Raw genomic sequence first — 26444 nt, forward strand, 5'->3', positions numbered from 1 at the left:
CCTCAACCGGCTGCCTGGCAGTCTCCCCTCAGCGCGAGAAGATCAGCACCAGCAGCACCAGCGCCAGCAGCACACCACCCACCACCAGCACCACCTTGGCCCAGGACAGCGGCGCGTCCCCCAGCACCACATTCGCGTCCTGCCCGTGCACCACCACCCGGTACACCTTCCCCTTGTACTGGTAGGCCAGCACGTACGCCGGCAACGCGTAGCGCTTCGTCTCCAGACTGGAGAGCACCACCGCCACGTGCAGGTTGCGCACCCGGCTGCCCGGCACGTGCTCGCTCTTCATCTCCTCGCGCGCCAGCGACTCCACCGCCGCCAATATCTGCTTGCGTGCTCCCGAGCGCGTCACGTCGAAGCGCTCCACCTGCGCGTCCTCCGGCCCGCGCGGCGCCTTCTGCTCGCTGCCCAGCTGGTAGTGCGCCGCCAATTGATCGCACTCGCGCTCCGACAAACCCTTCGACGCGGACACGAGGATGTTCTGGAAGCTCATCGTCTCCTGGCCCGAGTGCGGCGCCCACGCCGAGCGCCGGCTCCCCGCGTCCGAGTCCGCCGTCCAGCTCACCCGCGCCCCCGCCGTGAAGCCCCACGCCGGCCACCACATGGGCTTCAGCGACTCCAGCGCCGCCGCCGTCGCCAGGTCCGACGGCCGGAAGAAACGCTTCTCCCCCAGGAAGCGCCCCAGCGCCTCGCGCGCCGCCGCCTCGTCCGCCGTGAAGGGCAGGAAGGACTCCGCCTGCTCCAGCGGATCCGCCGTCGTCTCCACCTTCATCACCGAGGCGCAGAAAGCACACCGCGGCGCCTTCAGCTCCGCCGAGTACTCCAGCGAGGCCCCGCAGTTCACGCACCGCACCACCTTCGCCTGCACCTTCTGCAGCTGCACGCCCCGCGTGCTCGACTCGTCCACCGACAGCGCGCAGATGGGGCAACGCAGGTCCCCCTGCTCCAGCGCGCTCCCGCACCGCTGGCACCCCGCCACCACCGTCGCGCTCATGACCGGCCTCCCTGGTTCATCAGGTATACGGCCAGTGCCAGCACCGCCACCGCCACCACCGTCAGCACCACCTTCACCCAGGAGATGGGCACCTCACCGTGCACCTCGCCCGACTGCCCGTTCACCACCACCCGCAGCGGCGGCTTCTCCGGGTCATACCGCGCCGCCAGCACCCAGACGGGCACCAGGCACACCTCCAGCGACTCCTCGCTCAGTTGCGTGTCCACGTCCTGCATCCGGTGCGAGTCCCCCGGCATGAACGCGTCCAGCCGCTGCTTCACCTTCTCCATCGCCTCGCCGCGCGCCATCCGCAGACACTCCTCGCGCGCCAGCGACGGCTCCTCCGCGATCCACCCCGCCACCATCGCCGGCTCGTAGCGCGCCAGCATGCGCAGGTCGAAGGGCTCGATGTGCTCCAACTCCACGTTGGACAGCCCGCGCGAGGCCGTCACCAACACGTCCGGCACGTACTCGGCATGCCGCCCGCTCAGCGAGCGCCACTCCGTCTTCGTCACCGTGCGCGTGCGCGTGACCGTCTTCCCGTTCTCCGTCGTCGTGTACGTCTCCGTCTCGGTGTAGTTCTCACCGATGGAGGCGCTGTACTCCGATTGCGCCAGCGCGCTGTAGAGGTACGCCGGCACGTAGATGCCACGCACGTCCTGCAGCGGCGCCTTCTTCAATCCCGAGTGGCTCCACGGATGGCGCGTGCGCAGCCAGTGCTTCACCCGCTCCGCCGCCAACGGCTGCGTCATCGCGAAGCCCAGCGCGAACGACGGCTCCGGCCTGTCCACGCTCGGCGGCCGCTCCACCACCGACGGCGCCGCGCAGTAGGGGCATACCGTCGTGCGCAATTCTTCCGCCACCACGAGATCAGCCCCACATGATTGGCACCGTAAGTTCATCTCAGGCTCCTGTCCGTGCGTGCGAGCGGTGTTGACGAGCCTCCATTACCATCGCATTCCACTCAACTTTCCTCCCGAATTGCGGTACATCATCCCACCCTTGCTCCGATTTCACTCCAACCCCCCGCAGGACGGAATGCCTCTGTCCTTCCCCATCTCCTTCGCGCTTCCCAGCGATGTGGTGTCACCTGTCACGGTGGATGGCCGGCTGTGGCCTCTGCTGGTGGTGAAGCTGAGCCGGGGCGGGACGATGCAGGAGTTGGAGACGTACCTGGCCGAGCGGGCCTCGTACCTGGCGCGGTGCGAGCCGCACGTGTGCATCGTGGATGCGCGCGAGGTGCACATGCCCCCGGCGTGTCTGCGCCAGCGCTACTCGGACTGGTTGCGCGAGCACGAGGCGGAGCTGCGCCGCTGGACGCTGGGCACGGCGTACGTCTGCCAGTCTCCCGCGGTGCAGATGATGGTGAGTGTCATGCGCCACGTGGCGCGGATGACCATGCCCTTCGTCGTCATCCCCAACATGCCGGCCGCGGCCGCCTGGTCCGCCGAGCGCTTCCAGGAAGTGGGCCTCACCCAGGCCGCCACGCGCATCCGTACCCAGTACGCCGTCCCCGCGAGCTGATCGCCGCCCTTCGCTGTCGCCTCCACGGAGTAGAGTGAGGGCTCGTCCCTTCCCTCCCCTGGAGCTCCCATGGCGCACCCGTCCCCTCCCGTCATTGGCATCATCGGAGGCAGCGGCCTCTATCAGATCGATGGTCTCCAGGACGTCACCTGGCGCAAGGTGGCCTCGCCCTTCGGAGAGCCCTCGGACGAGCTGTGTTTCGGCAGGCTCGAGGGCACGCCGGTGGTGTTCCTCCCGCGGCATGGCCGGGGGCACCGGCTGTCGCCCTCGGACATCAACTTCCGCGCCAACATCGACGCGCTCAAGCGGGCGGGGGTGACGGACGTGCTGTCCGTGTCGGCGGTGGGGAGCCTGCGCGAGGACCTGCCCCCGGGCACCTTCGTCGTGGTGGATCAGTTCATCGACCGGACGTTCGCGCGCACCAAGAGCTTCTTCGGCACGGGGTGCGTGGCGCACGTGTCCATGGCGAAGCCGGTGTGCTCGCGGCTGGGAGACGCGGCGATGGGCGCCATGCAGGGGCTCGGGATTCCGGCGAAGCGCGGCGGCTCGTACCTGGCCATGGAGGGGCCGCAGTTCTCCACGCTCGCCGAGAGCGAGCTGTACCGGAGTTGGGGGTGCAGCGTGATCGGCATGACGAACATGCCCGAGGCCAAGCTCGCCCGGGAGGCGGAGCTCTGCTACGCGACGGTGGCCATGGTGACGGACTTCGACTGCTGGCACCCGGGCCACGAGGCCGTCACGGTGGAGCAGGTCGTCCACATGCTGACGGCCAACGCGGGCAAGGCGCGCGCGCTGGTGAAGGCCGTGGTGCCGAGGCTCGGCCAGCACGCGGGCCCGTGCCAGCATGGGTGCCAGACGGCGCTCGAGAACACCTTCATCACCGCTCCCGAGGCCATGGATCCCACCGTGGTCCAGCGGCTCGACGCGGTGGCCGGCCGGGTCCTGAAGCGCCAGGTCAGGAGCTGAGGTTAGGGTCTCACACGCCCGCCGAACGGGCGCCCGTTCCCCTCCTCCCTCTCCCTCTGGGAGAGGGTCGGGGTGAGGGGATGGGTTCTACTGTCCCGTGCCCCCTGGGCACCCGCTCGCGAGGAGACACCGCCGCATGAAGGTCCACGGAAAGCCGATGCGTACCGTCTGGGTCGAGGCCGACGGCTGGTCGGTGGGAATCATCGATCAGACGCACCTGCCGCACGCCCTGGTGACGCTGCGGCTCACGACGCTCGACGAGGCGGCGCACGCCATCCGCTCCATGCAGGTGCGAGGGGCGCCGCTGATCGGCGCGGTGGCGGCCTACGGGGTGTGCCTGGGACTGCGCGCGGACGCCTCGAACGGGGCGCTCGAGCGGACGTGCGAGCTGCTGCAGGAGACGCGGCCCACGGCGGTGAACCTGCGCTGGGCGCTGGACGAGATGCGCCGGACGCTGCGGCCGCTGGGGCCCGGGCAGCGGGTGGCGGCGGCGTACCAGAGAGCGGCGGCCATCGCGGACGAGGATGTGGCCATCAACCGGGCCATCGGCGAGCACGCGCTGGGGCTGATCGCCTCGGCGTGGGAGCGCAAGGGCCGCCAGGGGCGGGTGAACGTGCTGACCCACTGCAACGCGGGCTGGCTGGCGACGGTGGACTGGGGCACGGCGCTCTCGCCCATCTACCAGGCGCACGACAGCGGCATTCCGGTGCACGTCTGGGTGGACGAGACGCGGCCACGCAACCAGGGCGCGAGCCTGACGGCGTGGGAGCTGGGACAGCACGGTGTGCCGCACACGGTCATCGTGGACAACATGGGCGGGCACCTGATGCAGCACGGGCAGGTGGACCTGTGCATCGTGGGAACGGACCGCACGACGGCGCGCGGAGACGTGGCGAACAAGATTGGCACGTACCTGAAGGCGCTGGCGGCGAAGGACAACGGGGTGCCCTTCTACGTGGCGCTGCCGTCGCCGACCATCGACTGGACGCTGGAGGACGGGGTGAGGGACATCCCCATCGAGCAGCGGGACGGGCGCGAGGTGACGGACGTGAGCGGGCGGCTGCCCTCGGGCGAGGTGGTGACGGTGCGGGTGACGCCGGAGGGGAGCCCGGTGGCCAACTACGGCTTCGATGTGACCCCGGCGCGGCTGGTGACGGCGCTCGTCACGGAGCGCGGCGTATGCGCGGCCAGCACCGAGGGCCTGCTGTCACTCTTCCCCGAGCGCCGGCCGGTGAAGGAGACGGGAACGTGAGCACGGTGGGACACCTGGCGCTGCGTGAGCAGATGATCGCCACGGCGCGGCGGATGAACACGTCGGGGCTGAACCAGGGGACGAGCGGCAACCTGAGCCAGCGGGTGGAGGACGGCTTCCTGCTGACGCCCACGGGGATGGACTACGACGCGCTGGTGCCGGAAGACATCGTGCTGATGCGCTTCGACGGGAGCCACGAGGGGAGGCGCGCGCCGTCCTCCGAGTGGCGTTTCCACCGGGACATCCTGGCGAGGCGGCCCGAGGTGGGGGCGGTGCTGCACGCGCACTCGATGTTCTGCACGACGCTGGCGTGCCTGCGGCGGGGGATTCCGTCCTTCCACTACATGGTGACGGCGGCGGGAGGCGCGGACATCCGGTGCGCGCCGTACGCCACGTTCGGCACGGAGGAGCTGTCGCACCACGCGGTGGAGGCGCTGGAGGGGCGCAAGGCGTGCCTGCTGGCGAACCACGGGATGCTGGCGCTGGGGAAGGACCTGGCGGGGGCGTTCAAGCTGGCGGTGGAGGTGGAGACGCTGGCGGCCATGTACTGGCGAGCCCTGCAGGTGGGCGAGCCCGTGCTGCTCGACGCGGAGGAGATGGCGCGGGTGATCGAGAAGTTCAAGACGTACGGCCAGCAACCGGCGCTCAAGGGCTGACGAGCGGACGGACGCGGTTCGACGAACCTGCGGCCTGGAAGAATCCAGCTTAGACTTCTGGCATGGACGACCCGCGTGAACTCCTCCGGAAGGCATTCCCGAGCTACGGGCCGGATTGGGATGCGGCCATCGACGCAGGCGTGGACGTCTCCCTGCTCGAGGAGAATCTCCGCCTCACTCCGACTGAGCGGCTCGAGCAACTGCAGCGCATGACCGAGCTGTACGAGGCCCTGCGTCCCAAGGAAGCCGACGACGATGCAGCAGACTCCTGATCGTCCTCAGGCGTGAACGAGGATGTTCACCAACTTGCCGAACGGATCCCTCACGAAGAACCGGCGCACGCCCCACGGCTCGTCACACGGGCCATACTCCACGGGAATCTTCGCCTTCTTCACCCGGCGCAGCACCGCATCCAGGTCGTCCACCTCGATCGACAGGTCTGGCGCCGGTGCTCCCGAGCCCCCTTCCGAGATGAAACTGATTTGAACCTGCATCTCCTCCTCGGAGCCGTAGGTCGCGATCCATCCCATGTCCATCAGGAGGTCGAGCCCGAGGATGTCCTGGTAGAAGCGCGCGGCTTCCGCTGGCTTCGGGCTCACCACGTTGGCCACGATTCGTTTGACTCGCATGAGGACCGGGTCGTACCAGACTCGTGGCGCACCGCCCAATTCGTGCGCTGTGCCTCACGGCGCCAACCCAGGTAACAGGCACCCTCACCCCGACCCTCTCCCGAGGGGAGAGGGAGAGGAGGTTCGCGGTAACACCACTCGGAACGTGGCTCCCCGTCCTGGCTCGCTCTCCACCTCGATCGTCCCTCCCAACGCCTGGACGATCTGCCTCGTGATGTAGAGCCCCAGCCCCAGCCCTCCGTAGTGCCGCCCCGATACCGCCCGCTCGAACTTGCCGAAGATGCGCTCCTGGTGCTCGGGCCCGATGCCTATCCCCTCGTCGCGCACCACCAGCACCGCCTGCCCCCGCTCCTCCGCCACCGCCACGTGCACGGGCCGGCCCGCCCCATACTTCAGCGCGTTGGACAGCAGGTTCGTCACCACCTGCTCCAGTCTCAGCCGATCCCACCTCCCCTCCACCGGCCCATCCGCCACCACCTCCACCTCGCTCCCCATCTTCGCCGCCTGCTGCGCGAACCGCTCCACCACCTCCCGCACCACCTCCACCACGTCCAACGCCTCCCACGTCAGCACCAGCCGCCCCTGCGTCAGCCTCGACACGTCCAGCAGCGCGTCCACCAGCACCGCCAGCCTGTGCAACTGCTGCTCCGCTCCCCGCGCCGCACTCACCACCCGCTCGCGCGGCACCACCTCGCCCCCGCTCCCCTCCACTTCCCGCCTCAACCCCTGCAGCCTCAGCCTCAACGGCGTCAGCGGCGTCTTCAGCTCGTGCGACGCCACCGAGAGGAACTCGTCCCTCGCCCGCACCGCCTCACGTGCCTCCTCGTACAGCCTCCGGTTCTCCACCGATTGCTCGGACAGCCGGAGGCCCATCAGCACCAGCTCGCGCTCGGACTCCCGCACCCGCTTCAGCTGCCGCACCATCCACTCCACCCGCTTCGCCGCCGACTCCTCCCCCAGCAACATCTCCGGCGTCTCGTAGAAGAGGTTCTCGTGCACCTCGTCCCCCAGGATGACCCGCGGATGCGTGCGCAGCACGTCCTGGATGATCTCCGGTGGAAAACGGCTCCGGTGGTACTGGCAGTTGGCCATCGCCCGGCTGCCGGGCAGGTAGTCGTTGAGCAGCGTCTCGTACCGCAGCAGATCCTCCCGCGTCGGCTCCGGCCCCAACGCCCAGCTCATCTCCCCCGTCGCGCACACCCCCGAGAAGCCCGCCGCCACTGACTCCTCTTCCACCCGGTGGAAATAGGCGATCATCTCCTCCGGCTCGAACCGCCCTCCGCGCAGGAACGTCTCCCGCTTCGTGAGGAAGACGAGCGCCCCCCGCTCCCGCTCCCGCTCCACCTCCACCCCGTGCGCCTCCAGCATCGCGGCCACTTCCCCCACCCCGTGCTCGTCCACCACGTACACGCAGCGCTCGCCCCGCTCGAGCCCCTGCCGGATGTACGGCACCAGCGCCACCACATGCTCCTCGGGCCGCTCGTAGACGAGGCAGACATGGTCTCCCTGCCCCAGTCTCGTCAGCTGCCGGGCCGTCCCGCCCACCGCCGCGCCGGCCTCCAGGAGCACGGGCGGCGCGGCCGGCCCAGGCATGGATGGTCCGTTCATTTCGCACCTCTCCTCCAACCCATGTCCACGCGCCTCCACGAGGGCAAGAGACGGCCTTTTCCCCTCGGACTTCCGCCCCCGGCAGATGTCAGACCCATCCGTTAATGTCTTCACATCTCGACTTCTCAGGGAGGCACTTCATGAACGGACTTCCGGAGTCACCTCATGTGTCGGTGAACAAGCTGGGCCGCTACCTCACGGCGACGCCCGCGCTCCGCAAGCGGCTCATCGAGTCCCAGAAGCACCCGCCGGATCCGCAGTACCTGCGCTACCCCGAGGCCGCGCACGCCATCACCGACTTCCTGTGCCGCGGCCAGGACGAGGCCATCCTCCGCCAGCACCAGCACCGTCTGGCCACCAGTGTCTTCTCGGATGACTTCGACACGCAGCGCGCCCGCTTGTGCATCGAGGCGCTCGAGCACTACCGCAAGCTGCACCCGCGTCTGGGTTTGCAGGGCGTGTTGGCCACCGCGGTGGGCGAGGACCCGCCCGCGTTGCAGATGGCCGGTGTCACCATCCGCGTCGGGCCCCAGGTGGTGCTGCAGTCGGTGGACCGCACCGGCCACAACAAGGTCGGGGTGATGAAGCTGTATTTCTCCAAGCACCACCCGTTGGACGAGCGCTCCGGGCAGTACATCGCCACGCTCCTGCAGGCCTTCGCCGACCAGCACCTGGCGACGCTGGGCCCCATCGAGCCGAGGCTGGTGCGCCTGGTGGACGTGTTCGCCGGCAAGGAGTTCCTGCCGCCCAAGGCGCGGGTGCGCCGGCTGTGCGACGTGCAGCGCGCGTGCGAGGAGATCGCCGCCCGCTGGCCCATGCAGTGACGGGCCGCGGACGCCCGGGCCTGCCCGCCGGGTGACTCCCACCCCGTGGCCTCCCTTGTCGTCGCGGGAAACGGTCGTTATGACTGGCTTCCTGCACGACACCTTGGAAGAAGCCACCTTGGGAGGGGCGACGGCCTTGCTCGACGCACTGTGGGAACGGAGGGCGCTGCTCGTCTCGGGCAAGGGGGGAGTGGGCAAGACGACACTCACGGCGGCCCTGGCGCGCGCGGCGGTGGCCGCGGGCCGGCGCGTGCTGCTGGCCGAGGTGGAGGTGGGCTCCGAGGAGCAGGACAGCCCCTCCGCCCTCGGCGCGTTGGTGGGCGCCCCGCGCGTCTCCGGTCCCGAGGTGCGCGAGGTGTCTCCGGGCCTGTCCTTCGTCCGCCTGTCCGCCGTGGAGGGCCAGCGCCTCTTCCTCCAGGACGTCTTGCCGCTGCGTGTCATGGCCGAGGCCGCCATGCGCACCCGCGCCCTGCGCCGCTTCCTCGAGGCCGCTCCCGCCCTCCGGGAGATGGGCGTCCTCTTCCAGATGCTCCACCTGGTGCGCCGCACGCGCCCGGATGGCAGCCCCCTGTACCCGTTGTGTCTCCTGGATCTGCCGGCCACTGGCCACGCGCTGGCCATCGCCGCGCTGCCGGACACGCTGCTGTCCGTCATGCCCGGCGGGCCAATCGGCCGCTCGGTGCGCGAGGGGCTCACGTTGTTGAGGGATCCACGGCTCACCGGGGCCCTGCTCGTCACCCTGCCCGAGCCCCTGCCCGTGAGTGAGACGCTGGAGCTGGCCACCGCCATCCAGCGCCACCGCATTCCCATCGCCGCGGGCGTGCTCAACCGCATGCCGGACAATCCCTTCTCACCGGACGGACGCGCCGCGGTGGAGCGCTTGTTGGATGAGCACGGGCCCCACCTGGGACAGCGCGCGCTGGGGCGGTTGGATCGCGCCCGCGAGGCCGAGGCCCGGCTGGCGGGCAACCTTCCGGCCCCCCTGCTCACCCTGCCCGAGCTGCCCGGCAGCGGCCCGGAGCTGGTGGAGCGGCTCGCCAGGTACCTCACCCGTCCCACCGCGTCTCCGCCCCGGAGCGCGCGCGCCGGAGCCCATTCATGAGCCTCCAGTCCCTGCTGCGGGAGAAACGTGTCCTCGTGTTGTGTGGCGCGGGCGGCGTGGGGAAGACGACGACGGCGGCGGCGCTCGGCGTGGCGGCGGCGCGCGCGGGCCGCAAGGTGCTGGTGCTGACCATCGACCCCGCCAAACGGCTCGCCGAGGCCATGGGCCTGTCCGAGGGCGGCGCGGAGCCCACCCCCATTTCCCCCGAGCGTCTCTTCGCGGGCCAGGAGCCCGGAACGGGCCGGCTGGACGTGTGGATGTTGGATCCACGCGTCGTCTTCGAGCGCTTCGTGCGGCGGCTGTCGCCCTCGCCCGAGGCGGCGCGCACCATCCTGGAGAACCGCCTCTACCGCTTCCTGTCGGACCTGGTGGCGGGCATGCAGGAGTACGCCGCGGCGGAGGCGCTGGACAACTTCCTGGACGAGGGCCGTTACGAGCTCATCGTCCTGGACACGCCGCCGAGCCGCCACGCGCTGGACTTCCTGGAGGCACCGGGCCGGCTGGCGCGCTTCCTGGACGACAGAATCGTCTCGCTCTTCCTGCCGGAGGAGAAGGGCCGGAGCGGGAGGCTGTGGCGCAAGACGTCGCAGCTGCTGGGCAACGTGCTCGGGAGCGTCTTCGGCGAGAGCTTCACGCAGGAGATGCGCACCTTCATGGGGGCCTTCAGCGGGCTGTTCTCGGCCATCCGGCTGAGGGCGGATCGGCTGCGCTCGCGGCTGACGTCGCCGGACGCGGCCTTCCTGCTGGTGACGTCGCCGGAGGGGGCCTCGCTGACGGAGGCGTCCTTCTTCCGGGACATGCTGCACGAGAAGGGGCTGCCCTTCGCGGGCTTCGTGCTCAACCGGAGCTGGGCGCGCGAGGACGGGCTGACGTCCCCCGAGGCGCTGCTGCGGCACGTGGAGGACGTGGGTGCCGCGCGCGACGGGGTGGAGGCGCTCATCCGCCTGGCGGACCTGGAGCGGGCCCGCGCCGAGGCCCACCGGGGCGTGCTCGCGCGGCTCGCGGAGAAGCTGCCCGCGGGCGCCGTGGCGGTGGCCGCTCCCGAGGCCGGCGGCGAGTTGGAGGACTTCGGCGGCCTGGTGCGCCTGGGCGAGGCGCTCGCCACCTCATGAGGGAAGCCCGTCCCCGAGGACAGGGCGGGTGTCCGGAGCCGGGCACTCGGTGGGGGTGGGCATGCCCGTGGGCCGACAGCCGGGCGCGCCGTGTCCCCCGGGGGCCTTGGAGGAAGCCGGGTGCGTGCCGAGCCTCCGGCGGCACACACAGCTCAGGAGGTCGCATCCCCATGGCCCAGAGACACACCGATGATGGCAGGGACACCCCGGTCCGCGGCTCGCCGCCGAACGGTACGCACGCCGAGCGCGAGCGCCGCGCCGCCGAGTCCCCGCCGGGCTCCCGCGAGCGCTCCGAGTCCGACGTCACCGGCTGGAGCACCGAGCGAGACGAGCCTCCCGAGGTGAGGGAGGGCCGCTTCCACCGCGCCGCCCAGTTGCGCATGGCCCAGCCGCGCACCGAGGAGGGCGCACCGCCTCCCGAGGACGACACGCGCTACGAGCGGGGCCCGCAGCGCCGCGGCCTCTTCCACCGGGGCCGGGGCCGTCCCGTCGAGCGCCCCACGGGGCTCACCGCCAGCGTGCCCCACGGCCCCTACGGGCGGGATGATCGCAACGCCGACGATGCCGCGGGCATGGGCTCGGGGCCGCTGCTGGGCGAGCAGGAGCGCTACCACTCGCTGGAGGACAACCATCCGCCGCGCGAATACCGCCCGTGGGACCGCTCGGGCACGGGCCAGGAGCCGGGCGCGAAGGCCCCGTACGAAGACCGGGGTGGGCGGGGCCGGGCGATGGGCCCCGAGATGACGCGTGGCCCGGAGACGCGGTGGCACGCGGAGCGGTGGCGCGAGGACCAGCCGGGAGCGGAGCAGCGCGCGGGCACGGGCGAGGTGTACTCGGACCTGATGGGCATGAGCCAGACGGGGGCGCCGCGCACCGAGCCGCAGCGCCGGGGCCGGTGGAAGCGCGAGCCCTTGAACGCGCGGGAGATCATGACGCGCACCGTGAAGAGCGCGCAGCTGGACAGCACCCTGCGCGAGGTGGCGCGCATCATGAAGGACGAGGACTGCGGCGTGGTGCCGGTGGTGGACAAGCAGGGCCGGCTGCGCGGCCTCATCACGGACCGGGACCTGGTCATCCGCACGCTGGCCGAGGGACGGCCGCCGGACGGCATGCTCGCCCGGGACATCATGACGGACGACGTGGAGGTGGTGACGCCGGACGAGGACATCCACGGCATCATCGCGTTGATGGGCCGCCGCCAGGTGCGCCGCGTGCCGGTGGTGGAGCGGGATGATCGGCTGGTGGGGATCATCTCGATGGCGGACATCGCCACCCGGGCCGATTACGACGAGGAGCTGCAGGACGCGCTGGACCACATCTCGGCGCGGCGCTCGTTCTGGAGCCGACTCTACTAGGGTTGGCTCCACCCCTCTCCCCCCGGGAGAGGGAAAGGGTGAGGGTATTCGTCCCCGTGTTCCCCACGGTGGGCCGGGGCGAGGGGCAACCTGGTTGTTCCAGGCACCCTCACCCCGTCCCTCTCCCGGAGGGCGAGGGGAGATGGGCTACACGATGGCCACGGTGACGCCGGTGGCGTCGCTCGTCACCGTGAACTTCTTGAGATCGCCCGTCACGACCGCGGGGCCTTCCCGCACCTCACCCGTCTTGGTGAAGCGCGAGTTGTGGCAGAAGCAGAACAAGTCCGCCTCCGCATCCCGGTACTGCACGGGACACTGCTGGTGGGTACAGATGGAGTCCACCGCCGCGTACGTCCCGTCCTCGAGCGCGAAGACGAAGATGAGCGTACCGTAACCGCCCGGCGTCCCCTCCACCTTGCCGCCCGGCGTCTGAAGCTGGGGGAACTGCGTGAAGGGGAAGAAGATCTTCCCATCCACGACCGAGGGGAAGCCCTCCTCGCCAGCCCCGAAGTCGATGGTCAGCTCGCCCGCCTCCGAGTCGAAGCTCGAGGAGAACTGCCGCAGCGGCTGGCGGGCGGGCGGATGCGTCACCGTGCCATCCAGCGCGAAGCGCGACAGGTGGCACGGGCAGATGGCCTCGTTCTTCTCGAAGCCCAGCGGGCACCCCGAGTGCGTGCAGAGGCTGGTCAGCACCACGTACTGGGTGCCCTGCGGGTGAGCGACGAGCACCTGCTGCTCACCTTCCACGCGCAGCGTGATGGCGCCGCCCGGACGCGACAGGTCCGGGTAGCGGCTCACGTTCAACACCACGCGCCTGCTCGCGTCCTTGGTCGCGTTCACGAAGGGCGCGGGAGAGATGTCCGGCGCGCAACCCGCCATGCCCGTGGCGGCCGCGCCGGCGCCCGCGCCCGCCAGTCCCTTCAGGAAACCCCGGCGATTGGTGCTCACTTCCCCTCCTGAAGCTGGAACTTCGTCTCCAGGACGAGCGCGTCATCCACCTTCACCATCATCAGCGACGGACGCTCCACCTTGTGGGCATCCAGGCTGATCTGGAAGGTGCCCTCGGCCGTCACCTCCTTGGCCGAGGTGAACACCACCTTCATGGGCACCTCCACCGGCTGCTTCACGCCGTGGAAGGTGAGCTGGCCCTTGAGCGCCACCGTCTGCTCCGAGGGGAAGGTGGTGGGTACCTTCACGCCACTGGCGATGCCCTTGAACTCGATGGTGGGGTACTTGGGCTCCTCGGTGGCCTCCTTCATGTGGGCGTCACGGTTGGAGTTGCCCGAGTCGAAGTCGCCCACGTTCGCGCGCACGGCCACCTGCAGGGTGCCGTCCGGCTTGAGCAGGGCCTTGCCCTCGGTGGGGCGCGCCTTGCCCTCCACCAGGTGCAGCTTGTGGTTGAGACGATAGGTGAGCGAGCTGTCCGCGGTCTTCACCGAGTACATGCGCGGGCCAGCGGGAGCAGCCTCCTGCGCGAGCACGGGCGTGGACAGGAACAGCGTGGCCAGCACGGCCAGGGACGAGCGTTTCATGGATGAGCCTCCGGGTGTCTCGACGCGTTCGTTTGGGAGTGTATTCAGAAGACGATCATCAGGGCGCCGGCGCCAACGGCACCCAGCGTCGCATACCCGACCACCTGGTGCGCCGTGGCCAGGTTCACCTGGGACAGCTGGCCCTCGCGGCTGGCCGTCACCAGGCCGAGCACCACCTGCGTGAGCATGCCGGCGGTGGCCAGGGAGACGAAGACCTTGTGCAGGGTGATGGTGTCCAGCCGCAGCTCCTTCTTGAAGGGCGTGGGCGCGAACAGACCGAGCACGCCCGTGCCAACGAACAGGGTGCTGCTGGCGATCACCAGGCCCCTGTGCCAGCCGGAATAGCGGCCCGTGTCGCCCCCGCCGCGGTAGCGATCATCGAAGTGCAGCTGCCCCACCACGATCGTGGCGGCCAGCGTCGTCAGCGTGGCGAGCCCCAGTCCCTGGTGGACGGTGAGCATGGTGCGGCGGGTGGCGATGGCCTTCTCCAGCTCGGGGTCCACCAGGCGCGGGGCCTCGGCGGCCGGCGAGGGCTCGAGCAGATCGAAGTCCATGTCCGGATCCTCGGTCTGCTGCACCGGAGCGTCGGCCGGCCGTGTCCCGGCGGGCTTCGACTCGGTGGGCTGCTGCTCCGCGGGCTTGGACTCGGTGGATTTCTGGGACGTCTGCGTCGAAGCGGCCTTCTTCTTCCCAACGGCGTAGGCACTCGAGGGGGAGGCGGCGGCGAGCAGGACCAACAAAGCAACGGCGGTGCGGGACATCTCTTCCCCTTGGTCAGGAAAGCAACAGTCCCAGTATGCGCCAGGACGCGGCGCGTTACATGTCGAGATATTCTATCCGGGCCCATGTCCCACGCTTCCTCCAACGTGAGAAAAAGAGAGCGTGGGACTCCGTCCGGCGGGGCTTCTCAGGCCGGAGCGGTGGCCGGAGCCTCCGAGCGCGACGCGGTGCCCCGCGACAGCTCCATGCCCAGCAAACGCGGATCGAAGTAGGCGTAGAAACGCGAGATGCGCTCGCCATCCCACTCGATGATGGAGACGCCCTCGTAGTCCACCGCCGCCCCGTTGTGCGCGGTGCCGCTGGACTCCCACTCGAGCGCCACGCGGTCTCCGGCTTCGATCATGTTGCGGAAGGTGGACTTCACCTGGCGCAGCATGCCCTTGTACTCGCGCCAGAAGCTGCGGGCGCCGTCCCTGCCATGGAAGGTGCGCCGCGAGGCCACGTTGCTCACCTGCGCGTCGTCCCCGAAGAGCTCCAACAAGGGCTCCACGTCTCCGTTCTCCTCCAGCTTCGCCAGTGCATCCACGAAACGCTGCGCTCGCTCCATCGCCATGGGGGTCCTCGTGAAGAGTGCCGTGAAGAGTCCTGATGCCTCGCACGGTGCGCACGGCCGCCGGGCGGTGCCTTGACCACAGGCTGCCCGCCCGGCCTGCGTGCGGAGGAACCGGGAGCCAGTGGCTTGCCACCCGGTCCGGATTCGCAGCAGGCTCGGCGCTGTCCATGCAACGCCTCCGGGAAGCCCCTCCCGCCACCTCCGAGCGGGAAGACGAGTCCATCGCGTCCCCGCCGGAGCTCGAGCCGGTGCCGGTGCGCGAGCGGCTGGAGCTGCTGCGTCTCTCGGGCGTCCCGCCCCACGAGGTGGACACCTTCCTGGCCGGGCTCGAGGCGCCCTACCTGCCCGGCGAGTCTCCCCGCGAGCGGGCGGACCTGATGCTGGACGTCCTGGAGGAGGAGCGGCTGTGTGAGCTGGCCGGGAGCACCGGACGCCGGGTGGGGCTGGCCGCGCTGGAGACCCTGCTGCGGCTCGGCTACCCGTACGCCCTCGAGGTGACGCCCGAGATGCTCGCGCGCGGACGGGGGCCCCAGGCGCTCGGCATCTCCTCGCGCTCGCTGCTGGGCCTGGGCCTCACGGCCGTCAACGTCCTGCTGCCGGTGACGCTGCTGTCCGAGGAGTTCTTCTCCTATCTCGAGGCCCTGTCCGACGACGGGATGGGCCACGGCCGTGACGAGGTCTTCTCCGGGCCCGCGCGCTACCTGCCCCTGCTCGTGCTGGCGCTGCTCGTGCCGCCGGTGCTCTCGGCCCTCCTGGAGTGGAGGAAATCCCCCCGCCTGGCCCGGACGGCCCTCACCGGGGTGCAGGCGATGGTGGGCCTGGTGTTCATCCTGCTGGCCATCACCGAGCCGCCCGGGGACTTCTGGGTGTACGGCGTGGAGCGCTTCCTGCTGGCGCTCTCCGGCATGCTGGCGTGGGTCACCGCCTCCTGCCTGCATCCGCGCGAGGAGCCGCCAGAGGCCTGACGGCATCCCCCGGAAAAAACAATGACCGCGGCCGAGGGGGGTTGGCCGCGGTCATCGGGCTCCCTTCCGGGGGGAAGGGGAGCCGTGCCGAATCCTTGAAGCTATTTCTCAGGCGAGCACGTCGAGCGCGCGCTGGTAGTACTTCTGGCGGTCGGCGAGCCCGTTGTAGCCGCCGTTGATGCGGCGGGTGAGCTCCTTGAAGTTGCCGGAGTCCGCGTACTGGTTCAGGTTGCGGCTGTTCCAGTACCAGGCGGCGGTGCGGAAGCCCACGTCCGGGTCCGAGGCGCGCTTGGGGTTGTTCTCCAGGTCGATGCCCAGGGCCTTGCCCGCGGCGCGGTAGTTGGCGCGGCCGGTGATCTGGATGGGGCCACGGCCCTTGAAGCGCACGCCGTCGCCGGGCTGCGTGTTGCCCAGGTCCTTGCGGCCCTCGTAGGCGGCACCGGAGGCGATCTCCTCCATGTAGCGGAACTCACCGCTCTCGTGGGCGAGCTGCGCGAGGAAGGCGGCCTGACGCTTGGGGGTGTTGATGCCGGCCTCGGCCATGGCCTTGTTGAGGTGGGGCAGGTACTGCTCGGCCTTGGCCTGCGACAGGTTGGGCATGATCTTCCGCAGCTGCGCGAGGCTCACGCCGCCCTTGGCGCCGGGCTCGTTGCCGGGGCCCGTGACGGGGCCGGGGCCGGAGGAGCCGCCCGTGCCACCCGTGCCCTGGGTGCCACCCACGTCGGCGCCGAGCTTCTTGAAGGCAGCGCGCGTCAGGGGGCCGTAGTAGCCGGTGTTGGGCACGCCGTTGGCCGCCTGGAACTCCTTGAGGGCCGCCTGGGTCTTGGGACCGAAGGTGCCCGGGCCGGTGTTCATCTCGGCCTGGGTCATGTGGCCGAGCTTCACCAGGGCCGTCTGGAGCTGCTTCACGGCGGCGCCCTTGGCGCCCTTCTCCAGGTCACCCGTGGGCAGGTCCAGGCCCTTGATGGAGGCGTTGCCGCCGGAGGGCTTGGTGGGGCTGGTGGGCGCGGGGGCGTTGCCGCCGCCGGCCGGAGCGGTGCCCGGCTTGGGGTTGCCGCCCGAGAAGGTCACCAGCTCACCGGTGCTCTTGTAGTTGCTGGGGCCGCCGACGAGCTTGCCGCCCTGGAGCTTGAGGGAGATCTCCTTGCCGGTGGCGGGGTCGTTGGCGAAGTAGGTGTTGCCCTCGCGGCGGGTGACGGCGACCCAGTGGTCGGTGCCGTTGGCGCCGCCGTTGGAGCCGGCCTTGTAGTCCACGCCGATGACGACGGGGCGGCCGGCGTCGATCTGCTTGTTGATGTTCTCCATGCTCCAGCCGGGCTTGCTGGCGCCCATGCCGGCCATCTTGGCGGCCTGGCCCCAGATGAGGCCGTTGCCGGAGTAGCCACCGTTCTTGTCGAGGTAGGCGTCGAGCTCGCCGGGGTTGATGACCTTGCCGGAGATCTTGCTGAGGGCCATGGCGGTGGACGTCATGGCGCAGCCGGCGGCGGAGATGGAGGAGCCGGTGCCGAGAGCGCGGCCGCCCCACTGGGCATCGCCCTGCTTGAAGATGGGGGTGCCATCGGCCGAGGTGGCGAACTGACGGCCGTCGTCATCGCGGGCGGGGCCGGCGCGGCCGCCGGAGGAGGCGGTGGGAGCCTGCTGGAAGTTGTCACCGCCGCCCTGGGAGGGGCGGTTGGTGGACGGACGCTCGAAGCTGTCGGGCAGCTTGAGCTTCTGGCCCACCGAGATGACGTTCACGTCCTTGATGTTGTTGGCCTTGGCCAGCTTGTCGACGGTGGTGTTGTACTGCTTGGCGAGCGCCGACAGGGTGTCGCCGCGACGAACGGTGTGGACGGACACGAGGGACTCCGAACGAGGGAAGAAATTGGGGGAAGAAGGACAGCGATGACCTATTCTCGCGCGAAGCGAAAAAAGGTTGCTGGGGGGGTAGGAAAAAAACCCGCAGGCCCTCACCCGGAGTGAGCAAGAGCCTGGAAACAGGAGCGGAGACGCACTCGGAGAGCGGGTTTCCGGGCTACGGGCGAGCCATGCACCGCATCCGGACCGAGCCGGGTTTCGCCGGCCGGGCGATCGGCACGCAGCGCTGGCCCTCGGGGCAGGGAGACTCCTGGCAGTTCGTCCCGTGGATCACGGAGCAGACCGAGACCCCCTGATCGAAGCGGATGCATGTCTGACCGGGAGGGCAGCCCCGGGCCTCGCAGGTGGGAAGACAGGAGGGACCCTCGGGTCCGCCCTCGCGAGGGCAGAAGAACCCCTCGGGGCAGCTCTCCGGCTCGTCCGGCTGGCAGGAGCGGCCACACCACTCGTTGCAGAGCAAGCCCGGAGCGCAGGCGCTGGCGTACTTCTTCGACTGCGGCGAGCAGCCCTCTCCCTCGCGCCTGTCTCCCTCCAGCGCGCACCGATTCAGCAACTCGCCGCCCCAAGTCTCCAGGGTCCGGCAGACGAAGCCCTCCCGGCATTGGGAGTCCGTCGTGCACTCACTGTCCGTGCAATAGAGGCCCGCGACGTTCCTATTGAAGAAGCAGGCGAGTGGTGGGTCACAGTCCTCGCTGCGACTGCAGGGCTGGTGCAAGGTAGGGCGCTCCCGGCGCTGCTCCCAGGAGAGCATGGGCACCACGGCCTTCGCCTGCTGGGGGATGGGCTGGGGCAGAGACGCGCGCCAGTGGCTGGCGATGACGGCCACGAGCGGCACGGGCAGCAGCAGAGCCCCCAGGAGCGCGGCCAGGGCCCGCCACTTCACCACTCGTCTTCCTCCTCTTGCGCCGCGAGCGCCTCCCAGCATTGCCGTTCACACTCCGCGAGCTTTTCAGGAAGGCAGATGGCTTGGAGGGTGGCTGGCCCACAGTCCCTCGGCTTCGGCCGTCTGACGGACTCCTCCATGTCCTTGAGCACGGCCCGGTCGATCGTGCCTCCCTTGCCGAAGGCATGCGGACACGCCGTGCCGCCGACGAGTACCCATAGCAAGAGGGGAATGTACCCACGGCGCATTCGCGGCTCCAGGAGTGGACGGCTCAGTCTAACAGTGGGCCAGAGCCAAATCGGCACTCCGGGCGCGAGCGCCTCACCCCACCCGCGCGCCCGCGTCCCCACGGCCCGCGAGCCTCGCCACCGCCTCCACCAGCGCCGCCGGCTCCAGCGGCTTGGCCAGATGCACCTGGAAGCCCGCCCGGTACGCCTTCCTCGCGTCCTCCGCGCCCGCATACGCCGTCAGCGCGATCGCCGGCACCCACTGGTCCCTCGCCTCGGCCCACGCCCTCACCTTCCTCAAGAGCGCGTGCCCGTCCTCCCCCGGCAGGCCAATGTCGGACACCAGCACCTCCGGCATCGACTCCCTCAGCCGCTCCATCGCCTCCGCCGCGTTGCTCGCCGTCCCCACCACCGCGCCCCGCTCGCGCAACATCAACGCAATCAACTCCCGCGCGTCCGGCGCGTCCTCCACCAGCAACACCGACACCCCATCCAGCCTCACCTCCGGCGCCTGCGTCTCCGCTCCCGGCAGTGCGTCCGTCTTCGCCTCGGGCAGCACCGCCGGCACCGGCAGCGTCAACGTGAACGTGGCGCCCTTCCCCTCGCCCTCGCTCTCCGCCCGCACCTGGCCCCCGTGCAGTCCCACCAGGTGATGGACGATCGCCAGCCCCAGCCCCAATCCCCCGTGCTCGCGCGTCGCCGAGCCATCCGCCTGCCAGAAACGCTCGAAGAGGTGCGGCAGGAAGTCCGCGCGAATCCCCTTCCCCGTGTCCGTCACCCGCACCCTCAGCTCGCGCTCGTTGCGCTCCACCCGCACGTACACCCGCCCTCCCGCAGGGGTGAACTTCACCGCGTTCACCAGCAGGTTCCAGCACACCTGCTGCAACCGTCCCGGGTCCCCCACCAGCATCGCCGTGCCGTTGCCGCCCACGTCCACCTCGAGCGACAGCGACACCCCCTTCTGCTCCGCGTGCGGCTTCACCACCTCCACCGCCGCCTGCACCACCCCCACCAACTCCACGCCCCTCCGGTGCAGCGTCAGCTTCCCGGTGATGATGCGCGACACGTCCAGCACGTCTTCAATCAACTGCGCCAGCGTGCGCGCGTTGCGCTCGATGACGGCCAGCCCCTTCTCCACCGCCTTCGCGTCGCCCTGCCGGTTGCGCAGCATCTGCGTCCAGCCCAGCACCGCCGTCAGCGGCGTGCGCAGCTCGTGGCTCATCACCGCGAGGAACTCGTCCTTGGCGCGGTTGGCCGCCTGCGTCTCCGCCATCAGCCGCGTGTTTTCAATCGCCACCGACGCCATGCGCGCCAGCTGCACCAGAATGGCCTCGTCCTCCGAGCTGAAGTCCCCCTCGTACCGGTCCGACAGCTGGATGAGGCCCAGGTTGCGCCCATCCCGGCCCACCAGCGGCGCCGCCAGCCACCCTCGCAGCGGCGGATGCTTGCCCGTGTGCCGCCCGAAGCCACGCCACGCCGGGTGCGCCTCCAGCTCCGTCTGCGTCAGCCGCATGGGCAGGTTCAACCGGCACACCCAACTGTAGATGCCCGTCCCCTCCCGCGGCTGCTTCCACTCGCGCCACGCCCCGTACCTGTCCGACATCGACACCGAGTGGATGGCCTGCGACCAGTTGCCCTCCAGCATCAGGCTGGTGAGGGCCTGGTGCGCGCCAATCACCTCACGCGCCTGCTCGGTGATGGCCTTGAGCACGTGCTCGACGGACTCCGCCTCGCTGATGACGAGCGCGGCGCTGGCCAGCCCCTGCAGTTGCACCGAGTGACGCTGCTCCCGCGCGAGCAGGCGCTCCCGCTCGGCCTCGCCCTGACGCTGGTGGGTGATGTCCCGGTGCGCTCCCACCCACTCGCGCACCGAGCCGTCCTTCTCCAGCACCGGCACCGCGCGCGCCAGCATGTGGCGGTACGAGCCGTCGTGGTGCCGCAGCCGGTGCTCCACCTGGAAGGACGTGTGCGTGGAGAGCGCTTCCTCCCAGGAGCGCACGGAGCGCTCCCGGTCCTCCGGGTGCACCGCGTCCAACCATCCCCACCCCTGGTACTCCTCGCGCGGCTGCCCGGTGAAGGCGCTCCAGCCCGGCTGCTCCTCCACGAACTCGCCCGAGGGCGGCGTGGCCCAGATGATGTCCGACGTCGCCGTCACCAGCGAGCGGAAGCGCTCCTCGCTGTGGCCCAGGTCCCTCGCCAGCGCCTCGGCGGTGCGGCGCGAGCGCACCAGGTCCGTCACGTCGTAGGCGAAGATGGCCACGCCCTCCACCCGTCCGGCGGCGTCGCGCTGCGGGTGGTAGGCGATGTCGAAGAACATCTCCTCCGTCGGCGCCCCCGGCGTGCGCGGCACCTTCACCGGCCGGGCCCGGCCCACGTACGAGCTGCCCGTGGTGTACACCCGCTCCATCACCTCGAAGACGCCCTGGCCGGCCAGCTCCGGCAGCACCTCGCGCACCGGCTGGCCCACCATGTCCCGGCCGCCGTGGAAGCGCCGGTGCAGCAGGTTGGAGAAGACGAAGCGGTGCTCGGGGCCGCGGGTGATGCTGACCGCGGCGGGCGCCAGCATCAACATCTCCTGGAAGCGGGTGCGCTCGCCCTCCACCGCCGTGCGCGCCGTCTGCTCCGCGGACAACAGCCGCACCCGCTCGTTCTCCGCCAGGCGCCGCTCCGTCACGTCCCGGCTGAAGACGACGAGCCCCTCGCCCGAGGGAAACGCCCGCGACTCCAGCCACACCCCGCCGGGCCCGAAGAAGTCCTCCAGCGACACCAGCGTGCGCGCGTCCATGGCGCGCCGCCACGCCGGGGCGAAGGCGCTCTCGGCCACCTCGGGCAGCGCCGTCCACAACTCCTGTCCCAGCAATTGCTCGCGTGAGCGGCCCAGCAGCCGCTCGAACACGGCGTTGATCCACACCAGGTGCCAGGCCCCGTCCACCACCAGGATGCCGTCGGTGACGCCATCCAGCAGCGGATCCACCCCCGCGGGTACCCCTCGCTCCAGCCCCCCGGTTGGAGTTATGGACGGCTCGTGATTGGCCATGGACCCCCTGTCCTCGGACAGGCTTAGCAGAGCGCGAGGGCGGCTGCTCGCGGATGACCGGTGGACTGTCCGGCGCAGGCCGTTCCGAGGTGGGAGTAGCGGACACCTGGGGGAGCCTGAAGCCGCCCGGAGGGGCAGGAAGCGGCCCGGAAATCCGCGGCCTTGTGCGGCCGGGACGCATCCGCTAGCAGTCGGGGCCAGCCCCCATGTCCACCGACGTCCCGACCCTGAATCCGCCGCGCTCCACCCGTCCCTTCCTGTGGGCGGGGCTGGGCGTCTCCCTGTGTCTGGTGCTGCTCGCGATGGGGCTGGTGCTCCCCCGGAAGGAGCCGTTGCCGCGGCTCGGCAGGCTCCCGGCCTTCACCTTCACGCGCCAGGACGGTGAGTCCTTCGGCCTGAAGCAGCTCGAGGGCCGGCCCTGGGTGGCCAACTTCATCTTCACCCGCTGCCCCACCATCTGCCCCGTCTTCACCCGGAAGATGGCGGGCGTGCAGAAGCAGACGGCGGCGCTGGGCAGGGAGCTCGCGCTCGTCTCCTTCTCGGTGGACCCGAAGTACGACACCCCCGAGCGCCTCACCGACTATGCCCGGAAGCACGGCGCGGACCCCTCGCGCTGGAGCTTCCTCACCGGTGACTACCAGCAGCTCAAGGACACCGTCGTCGGCGGCTTCAAGATCGCCATGGGCCGCGAGGAGGGCGCGGACGAGAGCGACATCGCCAGCATCTTCCACGGCTCGCACTTCGTGCTGGTGGACCGGACCGGGGAGATCCGCGGCTACTACAACAGCGAGCACGATGACGACGTGGCGCGGCTGGTGCTCGACGCCGACCGGCTGGTGAAGAGCGGCGAGTAGCCTTCAGGAGGAGGTGGCTCCCAGCGCGGCGAGCGCCTGGCGGTACACGTCGAGGTCCTCGGGGCTGAAGAGGACCACCGTCACCCGCTCGAGCTGGGGCAGACGCGCGAGGGCGGCGCGCATCTCGCGCAGGGCGATGGGAGCGGCCTCGGAGATGGGGAAGCGGAAGGCGCCGGTGGAGATGGAGGGGAAGGCCACGGAGCGCAGGCCCTGGCGCTCGACGAGCTCGAAGACGGAGCGGTAGCAGCGCGCGAGTGTCTCGCGCTCGCCCTTGTGGCCGCCCTGCCAGACGGGGCCCACGGTGTGGATGACGTGGCGGGCGGGGAGGTTGTAGCCGCCGGTGATGCGGGCCTCGCCGGTGGGGCAGCCACGAAGGGTGCGGCACTCGTCGAGCAGGCCGGGCCCGGCGGCGCGGTGGATGGCGCCATCCACGCCTCCACCCCCGAGCAGGGAGGTATTGGCCGCGTTGACGATGGCATCCGCGTCCACCCGGGTGATGTTGCCCTGGGTCAGCACCAGGCGGTCATCGGTGGGGTTCTGGGTCATTGAGTGCTCCTGGGAGAGGGGCCGAGCGGACGAGCGGGCGCTGGAGGGACTGACAGCCCCGCGGGCGGCCGGAATCATGACGCGGTGCTTCCAGGTATTCCCCGCGTGCATACCTTGGCCGGAAAGACATCGGACAGGGAAGGGACACACATGGCGACGATGGGGATCCGCCTGGTGGGACGAGTGAAGGACGAGGCGTTGCGGCTGGGCACCAAGGGAGTGTGGTGGGTGGTGGAGGGGACGGCCACGGCCTTGAGGACCCTGGACCGGCTGAGGGAGTGGCTGCCGCGGGAGGAGCGGGAGGAGCCGCGGCGGCCGGGGAGTGGGAACTCGGTGATGGAGCACCAGCAGCGGGAGCCGGCGCTGTACCGGCCGCCACCGGAGAGGACCCGTCCGGAGAAGAAGCAGCCCTCACCGGAGGTCCGGGCCACGGCGGAGCGGGTGCTGGAAGAGGCGCGGGCGGCGAAGGAGCGCATCAAGAAGGCGCAGCCGGCGCCCAAGCCGCTGATCGTCTCGGCGGACGTGGAGGAGCAGTTGCCCAACCCGGCGAAGCGGCGGACGACGCGCAAGACGGCGCGGACGCAGGGCCGCAAGACGATGGCCTCGGCCACGGCACCCAAGCGGGTGACGGCGCCGGAACAAGGCTTCAAGGCGAAGCGGGGCCAGAAGCACAAACACTGAGCCGACCCCGGAGAGCCGGCCCGGAGCCCAAGTGACGGAGCCCCAGCTTACGGAGCCCGTCGAGCAACACGGAGCCCCTCACCCACACGGAGACACCTCCCCTCTCCCCTCGGGAGAGGGTCCCCCCGTCGTTCAAAGGGGGGGCAAGCCCCCCGGGGTGAGGGTGCCCGGACCCCGGGTTCCACCCGTGCGGGCCCGCCGAGCTACCTGCGAGTCACCTTGGGCGAAGTCGCGCGCGGAGCGACCTTGCTGCGCATGCGAGAGCTCTTCATGGAGATGCCCGAGGCCTTGAGCTGAGCGGCCTTCTCGGCGGCGAGGCGCTCGGCCTCGGCCTTGCGGGCGGCCTCGTCGGCGGCGAGCTGGGCGCGGCGCTGGGCGATGAGCTCGCGCATGCCCTCGGTGGTGAGGTCCACCTGGGCGAGGTGAAGCCGGTAGAGGAGGTCCTCGCGCAGGGTGCCCTTGGTGCGGGCCTGCTCGACGCCGCCGGAGAGGCCGACGACGATTTTGGGACGCTCCTCCTGGGTCTGGAGGCAGCGGACGATGAGGCCCTGGGCGGGGATGCTCAGCCGGGCCACATCGGGGATGAAGACCACCCCCCGGGGCTGTTTGAGGGCCTCGCCGACCTGCTCGGTCTGGCGGACCTCCACCAGGGGCCCCTCCTTGGAAAAGTTCCTCGCCGCCGTCGCCGCCCACGTGCGCCGCTCATCTTCCGTGCCGCCGCTCAGGAGCACCGAAGCGCGGTTCGCTACGAGCTCCTCTTCGCGGTACCCTCGCGGTGTCAAAGGCAGACCTCCCCCGTCGTTGACTGCTTTTGAGAAAGCCTAACGCAAATCAGGTTTCCCGTCGAACCCCGCAACGGCTCCGGGGCCTGGAAACCGGCCCCGGAAGCGGAAATCCCCCAGTCTTTCCACGGAGTTGCAAAAACAACGGGGGAGGGAGGAAAACCTCTCGGGGAGGGTCAGGCGTGGAGGACCACGACGGGGCGGCGGCAGCGCTCCACGAGGGTGCGGGCCACGGCCTCATCGAGGTAGTGGGAATGACCCGGCGCGTCAGACGTACCCAGGCACACCAGGTCCACGCCCTCGCGTTCGGTGGCCTGGCAGATGGCGCGGGCCACGTCGTCGCCGGTGACGCCCTCCAGGGTCCACTGTACCTCGGAGGCGCCGTCCTCGTGGGGCACGAGGGCCTGGAGGCGGGCGAGGACGGCGGACTGCTCGCGAGGGGGCTCGGGCACCACGCCGTACTGGTCCATCACCCAGGAGCGGTCGGCGGGGCGGCGGCGGTGCACGTGGAGCAGGTGGACGCGGCCGCCGGGGCGCACGAGCGAGCGGGCCTGGGAGATGGCGCGGGAGCTGGCCTCGGAGAAGTCGACGGGAACCAGGACGCTGCGAGGCGGGATGCTCTTGCGGGCCGTAGGCTGGGTGGAGGGCACGCACGCCACGGACTGCTCGGCATGGCGCAGCACGCCGGCGGACACGGAGCCGTGCCACAGCCGGGCGAGGCCGCCGCGCTGGTGGTTGCCCACGAGGACGAGGTCCACGGCGTGCTCATGCGCCACGTGCAGCAGGTGGTCCGCGGGGCGGCCGAAGCCGGGCTCCAGGAGCAACTCCAGACGGCCCTCTCCGGGCAATTCGCCCACGCGTTCGCTCAACTCGCGCAACAACACGCGCTCCACCTGCGGGTCCAACACCTCGATGCGGCGCACCACGGGGTCCAACACCTCGAGGTGCACGGGGGTGTGGATGCCCAGACGCTCGCGCTCCTCCACGGGAGAGCACACGGAGGCGGCGAGGACGTCACAGGCGCCCACGCGGCGCAGCTCGTGCAGCCAGGCGATGGCGGCGGCCGAGGCGCGCGAGTCATCCACGCCGACGAGCACCTGGAGGCGGCGCCGGCCGAGGGCCCAATCGATGAGGGCGTCGCCCCGGCGGCGCACCACGAGCACGGGGACGTGGGCCTGCTGGGCCACCCGCTCGTAGACGGGGGTGCGGTGCCAGGCGGGGAGGTGGCCCCAGCCCTCGGCGGAGACGATGAGGAGGCTGGCGCGGCGGACGCGCTCGTCCTGGACGAGCACGGTGCCGGGAGGGCCATCCAGCAACCAGGCTTCGACGGAGAGGCCGGGGGTGCGCAGGCGGGAGACCTCGGCGGAGAGCCGGGTGCGGGCCTCGTCGCGGGCGCGGGAGCCTGGGCGTGAGGAGTGCTCGGTGTGGGGGAAGCCGAGCAACCAGAGGGGCTCACCGAGACGGGCGGCGATGGCGGCGGCGGCCCGGGCGGAGCGGCTCGAGGCTTCGGTCAGGTTGATTGCGCACACGACGGCCATGACAACCTCCCACCGAGGGCGCGAGGAGGGGAATGCCCTCTTCGAGGAAAACCCTCGACGGGAGGATGGGCATTGCACGAAAGGCCAGGAGGCCCCCGGCCACGAGAGTCCCCACCAGGACGCCCCTCCCCTCTCCCGCCGGGAGAGTGACGGGGTGAGGGTGCCGGGGAACAAGGGCTGAATC

27 protein-coding genes are annotated in these 26444 nt (G+C 70.5%); 12 read left to right on the forward strand and 15 right to left on the reverse strand.

All coding sequences use genetic code 11. The features are described 5' to 3' along the window. Window positions 1-28: 28 nt before the first annotated feature. Both BO221_RS35115 and BO221_RS35120 read right to left on the reverse strand, forming a co-directional pair. Window positions 29-997 (reverse strand): hypothetical protein, encoded by a 969-nt coding sequence (locus BO221_RS35115; RefSeq protein WP_073565234.1) that lies wholly within the window; start codon window positions 995-997, stop codon window positions 29-31. Further along, entirely contained in the window at window positions 994-1848 is an 855-nt protein-coding gene (locus BO221_RS35120) for a hypothetical protein (protein WP_233166389.1), read from the reverse strand. The genes BO221_RS35115 and BO221_RS35120 overlap by 4 nt, the downstream gene beginning before the upstream one ends. A gap of 187 nt (window positions 1849-2035) precedes the next feature. On the opposite strand from BO221_RS35120, the gene BO221_RS35125 reads away from it, so the two are divergent. The 5 genes from BO221_RS35125 (at window position 2036) to BO221_RS35145 (ending at window position 5667) form a co-directional block, all read left to right on the forward strand. After that, complete coding sequence (locus BO221_RS35125; RefSeq protein ID WP_073565236.1) at window positions 2036-2521, forward strand: hypothetical protein; 486 nt, start codon at window positions 2036-2038, stop codon at window positions 2519-2521. A 69-nt stretch (window positions 2522-2590) separates the two neighbouring features. Continuing rightward, on the forward strand, window positions 2591-3487 hold the full coding sequence (locus BO221_RS35130; RefSeq protein WP_073565237.1) for an S-methyl-5'-thioadenosine phosphorylase: 897 nt from the start codon (window positions 2591-2593) through the stop codon (window positions 3485-3487). Between the two features lie 136 nt (window positions 3488-3623). Next, window positions 3624-4739 carry an S-methyl-5-thioribose-1-phosphate isomerase gene (gene mtnA / locus BO221_RS35135; RefSeq protein WP_073565238.1) on the forward strand — a complete coding sequence of 372 codons (1116 nt, stop codon included), beginning with the start codon at window positions 3624-3626 and terminating at the stop codon, window positions 4737-4739. Between the two features lie 32 nt (window positions 4740-4771). Continuing rightward, the gene (locus tag BO221_RS35140) at window positions 4772-5395 is read left to right on the forward strand and encodes a class II aldolase/adducin family protein (RefSeq protein WP_073565511.1); all 624 of its coding nucleotides are present in this window, start codon (window positions 4772-4774) and stop codon (window positions 5393-5395) included. Between the two features lie 62 nt (window positions 5396-5457). Next, a complete protein-coding gene (locus BO221_RS35145) occupies window positions 5458-5667 on the forward strand; it encodes a hypothetical protein (protein WP_073565239.1) in 210 nt (69 codons plus the stop codon). Window positions 5668-5673: 6 nt separating this feature from the next. Here BO221_RS35145 and BO221_RS35150 read toward each other — a convergent pair whose 3' ends face one another. Continuing rightward, the gene (locus BO221_RS35150) at window positions 5674-6024 is read right to left on the reverse strand and encodes a VOC family protein (protein WP_073565240.1); all 351 of its coding nucleotides are present in this window, start codon (window positions 6022-6024) and stop codon (window positions 5674-5676) included. An 84-nt stretch (window positions 6025-6108) separates the two neighbouring features. Further along, window positions 6109-7632 carry an MEDS domain-containing protein gene (locus BO221_RS35155; protein WP_233166390.1) on the reverse strand — a complete coding sequence of 508 codons (1524 nt, stop codon included), beginning with the start codon at window positions 7630-7632 and terminating at the stop codon, window positions 6109-6111. Window positions 7633-7772: 140 nt separating this feature from the next. On the opposite strand from BO221_RS35155, the gene BO221_RS35160 reads away from it, so the two are divergent. From BO221_RS35160 to BO221_RS35175, 4 genes are all read left to right on the forward strand, one after another. Beyond that, complete coding sequence (locus tag BO221_RS35160) at window positions 7773-8456, forward strand: hypothetical protein (protein WP_073565242.1); 684 nt, start codon at window positions 7773-7775, stop codon at window positions 8454-8456. A gap of 136 nt (window positions 8457-8592) precedes the next feature. Continuing rightward, the gene (locus tag BO221_RS35165) at window positions 8593-9558 is read left to right on the forward strand and encodes an ArsA-related P-loop ATPase (RefSeq protein ID WP_073565512.1); all 966 of its coding nucleotides are present in this window, start codon (window positions 8593-8595) and stop codon (window positions 9556-9558) included. After that, entirely contained in the window at window positions 9555-10670 is a 1116-nt protein-coding gene (locus tag BO221_RS35170) for an ArsA-related P-loop ATPase (protein ID WP_073565243.1), read from the forward strand. The genes BO221_RS35165 and BO221_RS35170 overlap by 4 nt, the downstream gene beginning before the upstream one ends. A gap of 170 nt (window positions 10671-10840) precedes the next feature. Beyond that, the gene (locus tag BO221_RS35175; protein ID WP_073565244.1) at window positions 10841-12025 is read left to right on the forward strand and encodes a CBS domain-containing protein; all 1185 of its coding nucleotides are present in this window, start codon (window positions 10841-10843) and stop codon (window positions 12023-12025) included. Window positions 12026-12172: 147 nt separating this feature from the next. Here BO221_RS35175 and BO221_RS35180 read toward each other — a convergent pair whose 3' ends face one another. The 4 genes from BO221_RS35180 to BO221_RS35195 form a co-directional block, all read right to left on the reverse strand. Continuing rightward, the gene (locus tag BO221_RS35180) at window positions 12173-12973 is read right to left on the reverse strand and encodes a ubiquinol-cytochrome c reductase iron-sulfur subunit (RefSeq protein ID WP_073565245.1); all 801 of its coding nucleotides are present in this window, start codon (window positions 12971-12973) and stop codon (window positions 12173-12175) included. Further along, window positions 12970-13557 (reverse strand): YceI family protein, encoded by a 588-nt coding sequence (locus BO221_RS35185; protein ID WP_073565246.1) that lies wholly within the window; start codon window positions 13555-13557, stop codon window positions 12970-12972. Before BO221_RS35185 ends, BO221_RS35180 begins: the two co-directional genes overlap by 4 nt. A gap of 44 nt (window positions 13558-13601) precedes the next feature. Next, window positions 13602-14318: a hypothetical protein gene (locus tag BO221_RS35190; RefSeq protein ID WP_073565247.1), complete on the reverse strand. Its 717-nt coding sequence runs from the start codon at window positions 14316-14318 to the stop codon at window positions 13602-13604. A 146-nt stretch (window positions 14319-14464) separates the two neighbouring features. Beyond that, entirely contained in the window at window positions 14465-14890 is a 426-nt protein-coding gene (locus tag BO221_RS35195; RefSeq protein WP_073565248.1) for a nuclear transport factor 2 family protein, read from the reverse strand. 167 nt (window positions 14891-15057) lie between these two features. Here BO221_RS35195 and BO221_RS35200 point away from each other — a divergent pair, with 167 nt between their 5' ends. Continuing rightward, window positions 15058-15855: a hypothetical protein gene (locus tag BO221_RS35200; RefSeq protein ID WP_073565249.1), complete on the forward strand. Its 798-nt coding sequence runs from the start codon at window positions 15058-15060 to the stop codon at window positions 15853-15855. Window positions 15856-15963: 108 nt separating this feature from the next. On the opposite strand, the gene BO221_RS56585 is transcribed toward BO221_RS35200, so the two are convergent. From BO221_RS56585 to BO221_RS35220, 4 genes are all read right to left on the reverse strand, one after another. Next, window positions 15964-17694 carry a LysM peptidoglycan-binding domain-containing protein gene (locus tag BO221_RS56585; RefSeq protein WP_073565250.1) on the reverse strand — a complete coding sequence of 577 codons (1731 nt, stop codon included), beginning with the start codon at window positions 17692-17694 and terminating at the stop codon, window positions 15964-15966. Window positions 17695-17869: 175 nt separating this feature from the next. Beyond that, on the reverse strand, window positions 17870-18598 hold the full coding sequence (locus BO221_RS35210; RefSeq protein WP_073565251.1) for a hypothetical protein: 729 nt from the start codon (window positions 18596-18598) through the stop codon (window positions 17870-17872). Further along, complete coding sequence (locus BO221_RS35215; protein ID WP_073565252.1) at window positions 18592-18843, reverse strand: hypothetical protein; 252 nt, start codon at window positions 18841-18843, stop codon at window positions 18592-18594. The genes BO221_RS35210 and BO221_RS35215 overlap by 7 nt, the downstream gene beginning before the upstream one ends. Window positions 18844-18916: 73 nt before the next feature. Beyond that, a complete protein-coding gene (locus BO221_RS35220) occupies window positions 18917-21796 on the reverse strand; it encodes a PAS domain-containing protein (protein ID WP_233166391.1) in 2880 nt (959 codons plus the stop codon). A 269-nt stretch (window positions 21797-22065) separates the two neighbouring features. Between BO221_RS35220 and BO221_RS35225 the strand changes: the two genes are divergently transcribed. Further along, window positions 22066-22713 carry an SCO family protein gene (locus BO221_RS35225; RefSeq protein ID WP_073565254.1) on the forward strand — a complete coding sequence of 216 codons (648 nt, stop codon included), beginning with the start codon at window positions 22066-22068 and terminating at the stop codon, window positions 22711-22713. A gap of 3 nt (window positions 22714-22716) precedes the next feature. On the opposite strand, the gene BO221_RS35230 is transcribed toward BO221_RS35225, so the two are convergent. Continuing rightward, entirely contained in the window at window positions 22717-23259 is a 543-nt protein-coding gene (locus BO221_RS35230; protein ID WP_073565255.1) for an O-acetyl-ADP-ribose deacetylase, read from the reverse strand. A 150-nt stretch (window positions 23260-23409) separates the two neighbouring features. Here BO221_RS35230 and BO221_RS35235 point away from each other — a divergent pair, with 150 nt between their 5' ends. Beyond that, window positions 23410-23940 carry a hypothetical protein gene (locus BO221_RS35235; RefSeq protein ID WP_073565256.1) on the forward strand — a complete coding sequence of 177 codons (531 nt, stop codon included), beginning with the start codon at window positions 23410-23412 and terminating at the stop codon, window positions 23938-23940. A gap of 203 nt (window positions 23941-24143) precedes the next feature. Here BO221_RS35235 and BO221_RS35240 read toward each other — a convergent pair whose 3' ends face one another. Both BO221_RS35240 and BO221_RS35245 read right to left on the reverse strand, forming a co-directional pair. Continuing rightward, window positions 24144-24722, reverse strand: coding sequence for a hypothetical protein (locus BO221_RS35240; protein ID WP_043393709.1), 579 nt, complete (start codon window positions 24720-24722; stop codon window positions 24144-24146). Window positions 24723-24898: 176 nt separating this feature from the next. Beyond that, entirely contained in the window at window positions 24899-26260 is a 1362-nt protein-coding gene (locus BO221_RS35245) for a universal stress protein (RefSeq protein ID WP_073565257.1), read from the reverse strand. Window positions 26261-26444: the final 184 nt, after the last annotated feature.

Origin of the sequence: Archangium sp. Cb G35, from assembly GCF_001896145.1 — a bacterium.
GTDB classification, from domain to species: domain Bacteria; phylum Myxococcota; class Myxococcia; order Myxococcales; family Myxococcaceae; genus Archangium; species Archangium violaceum.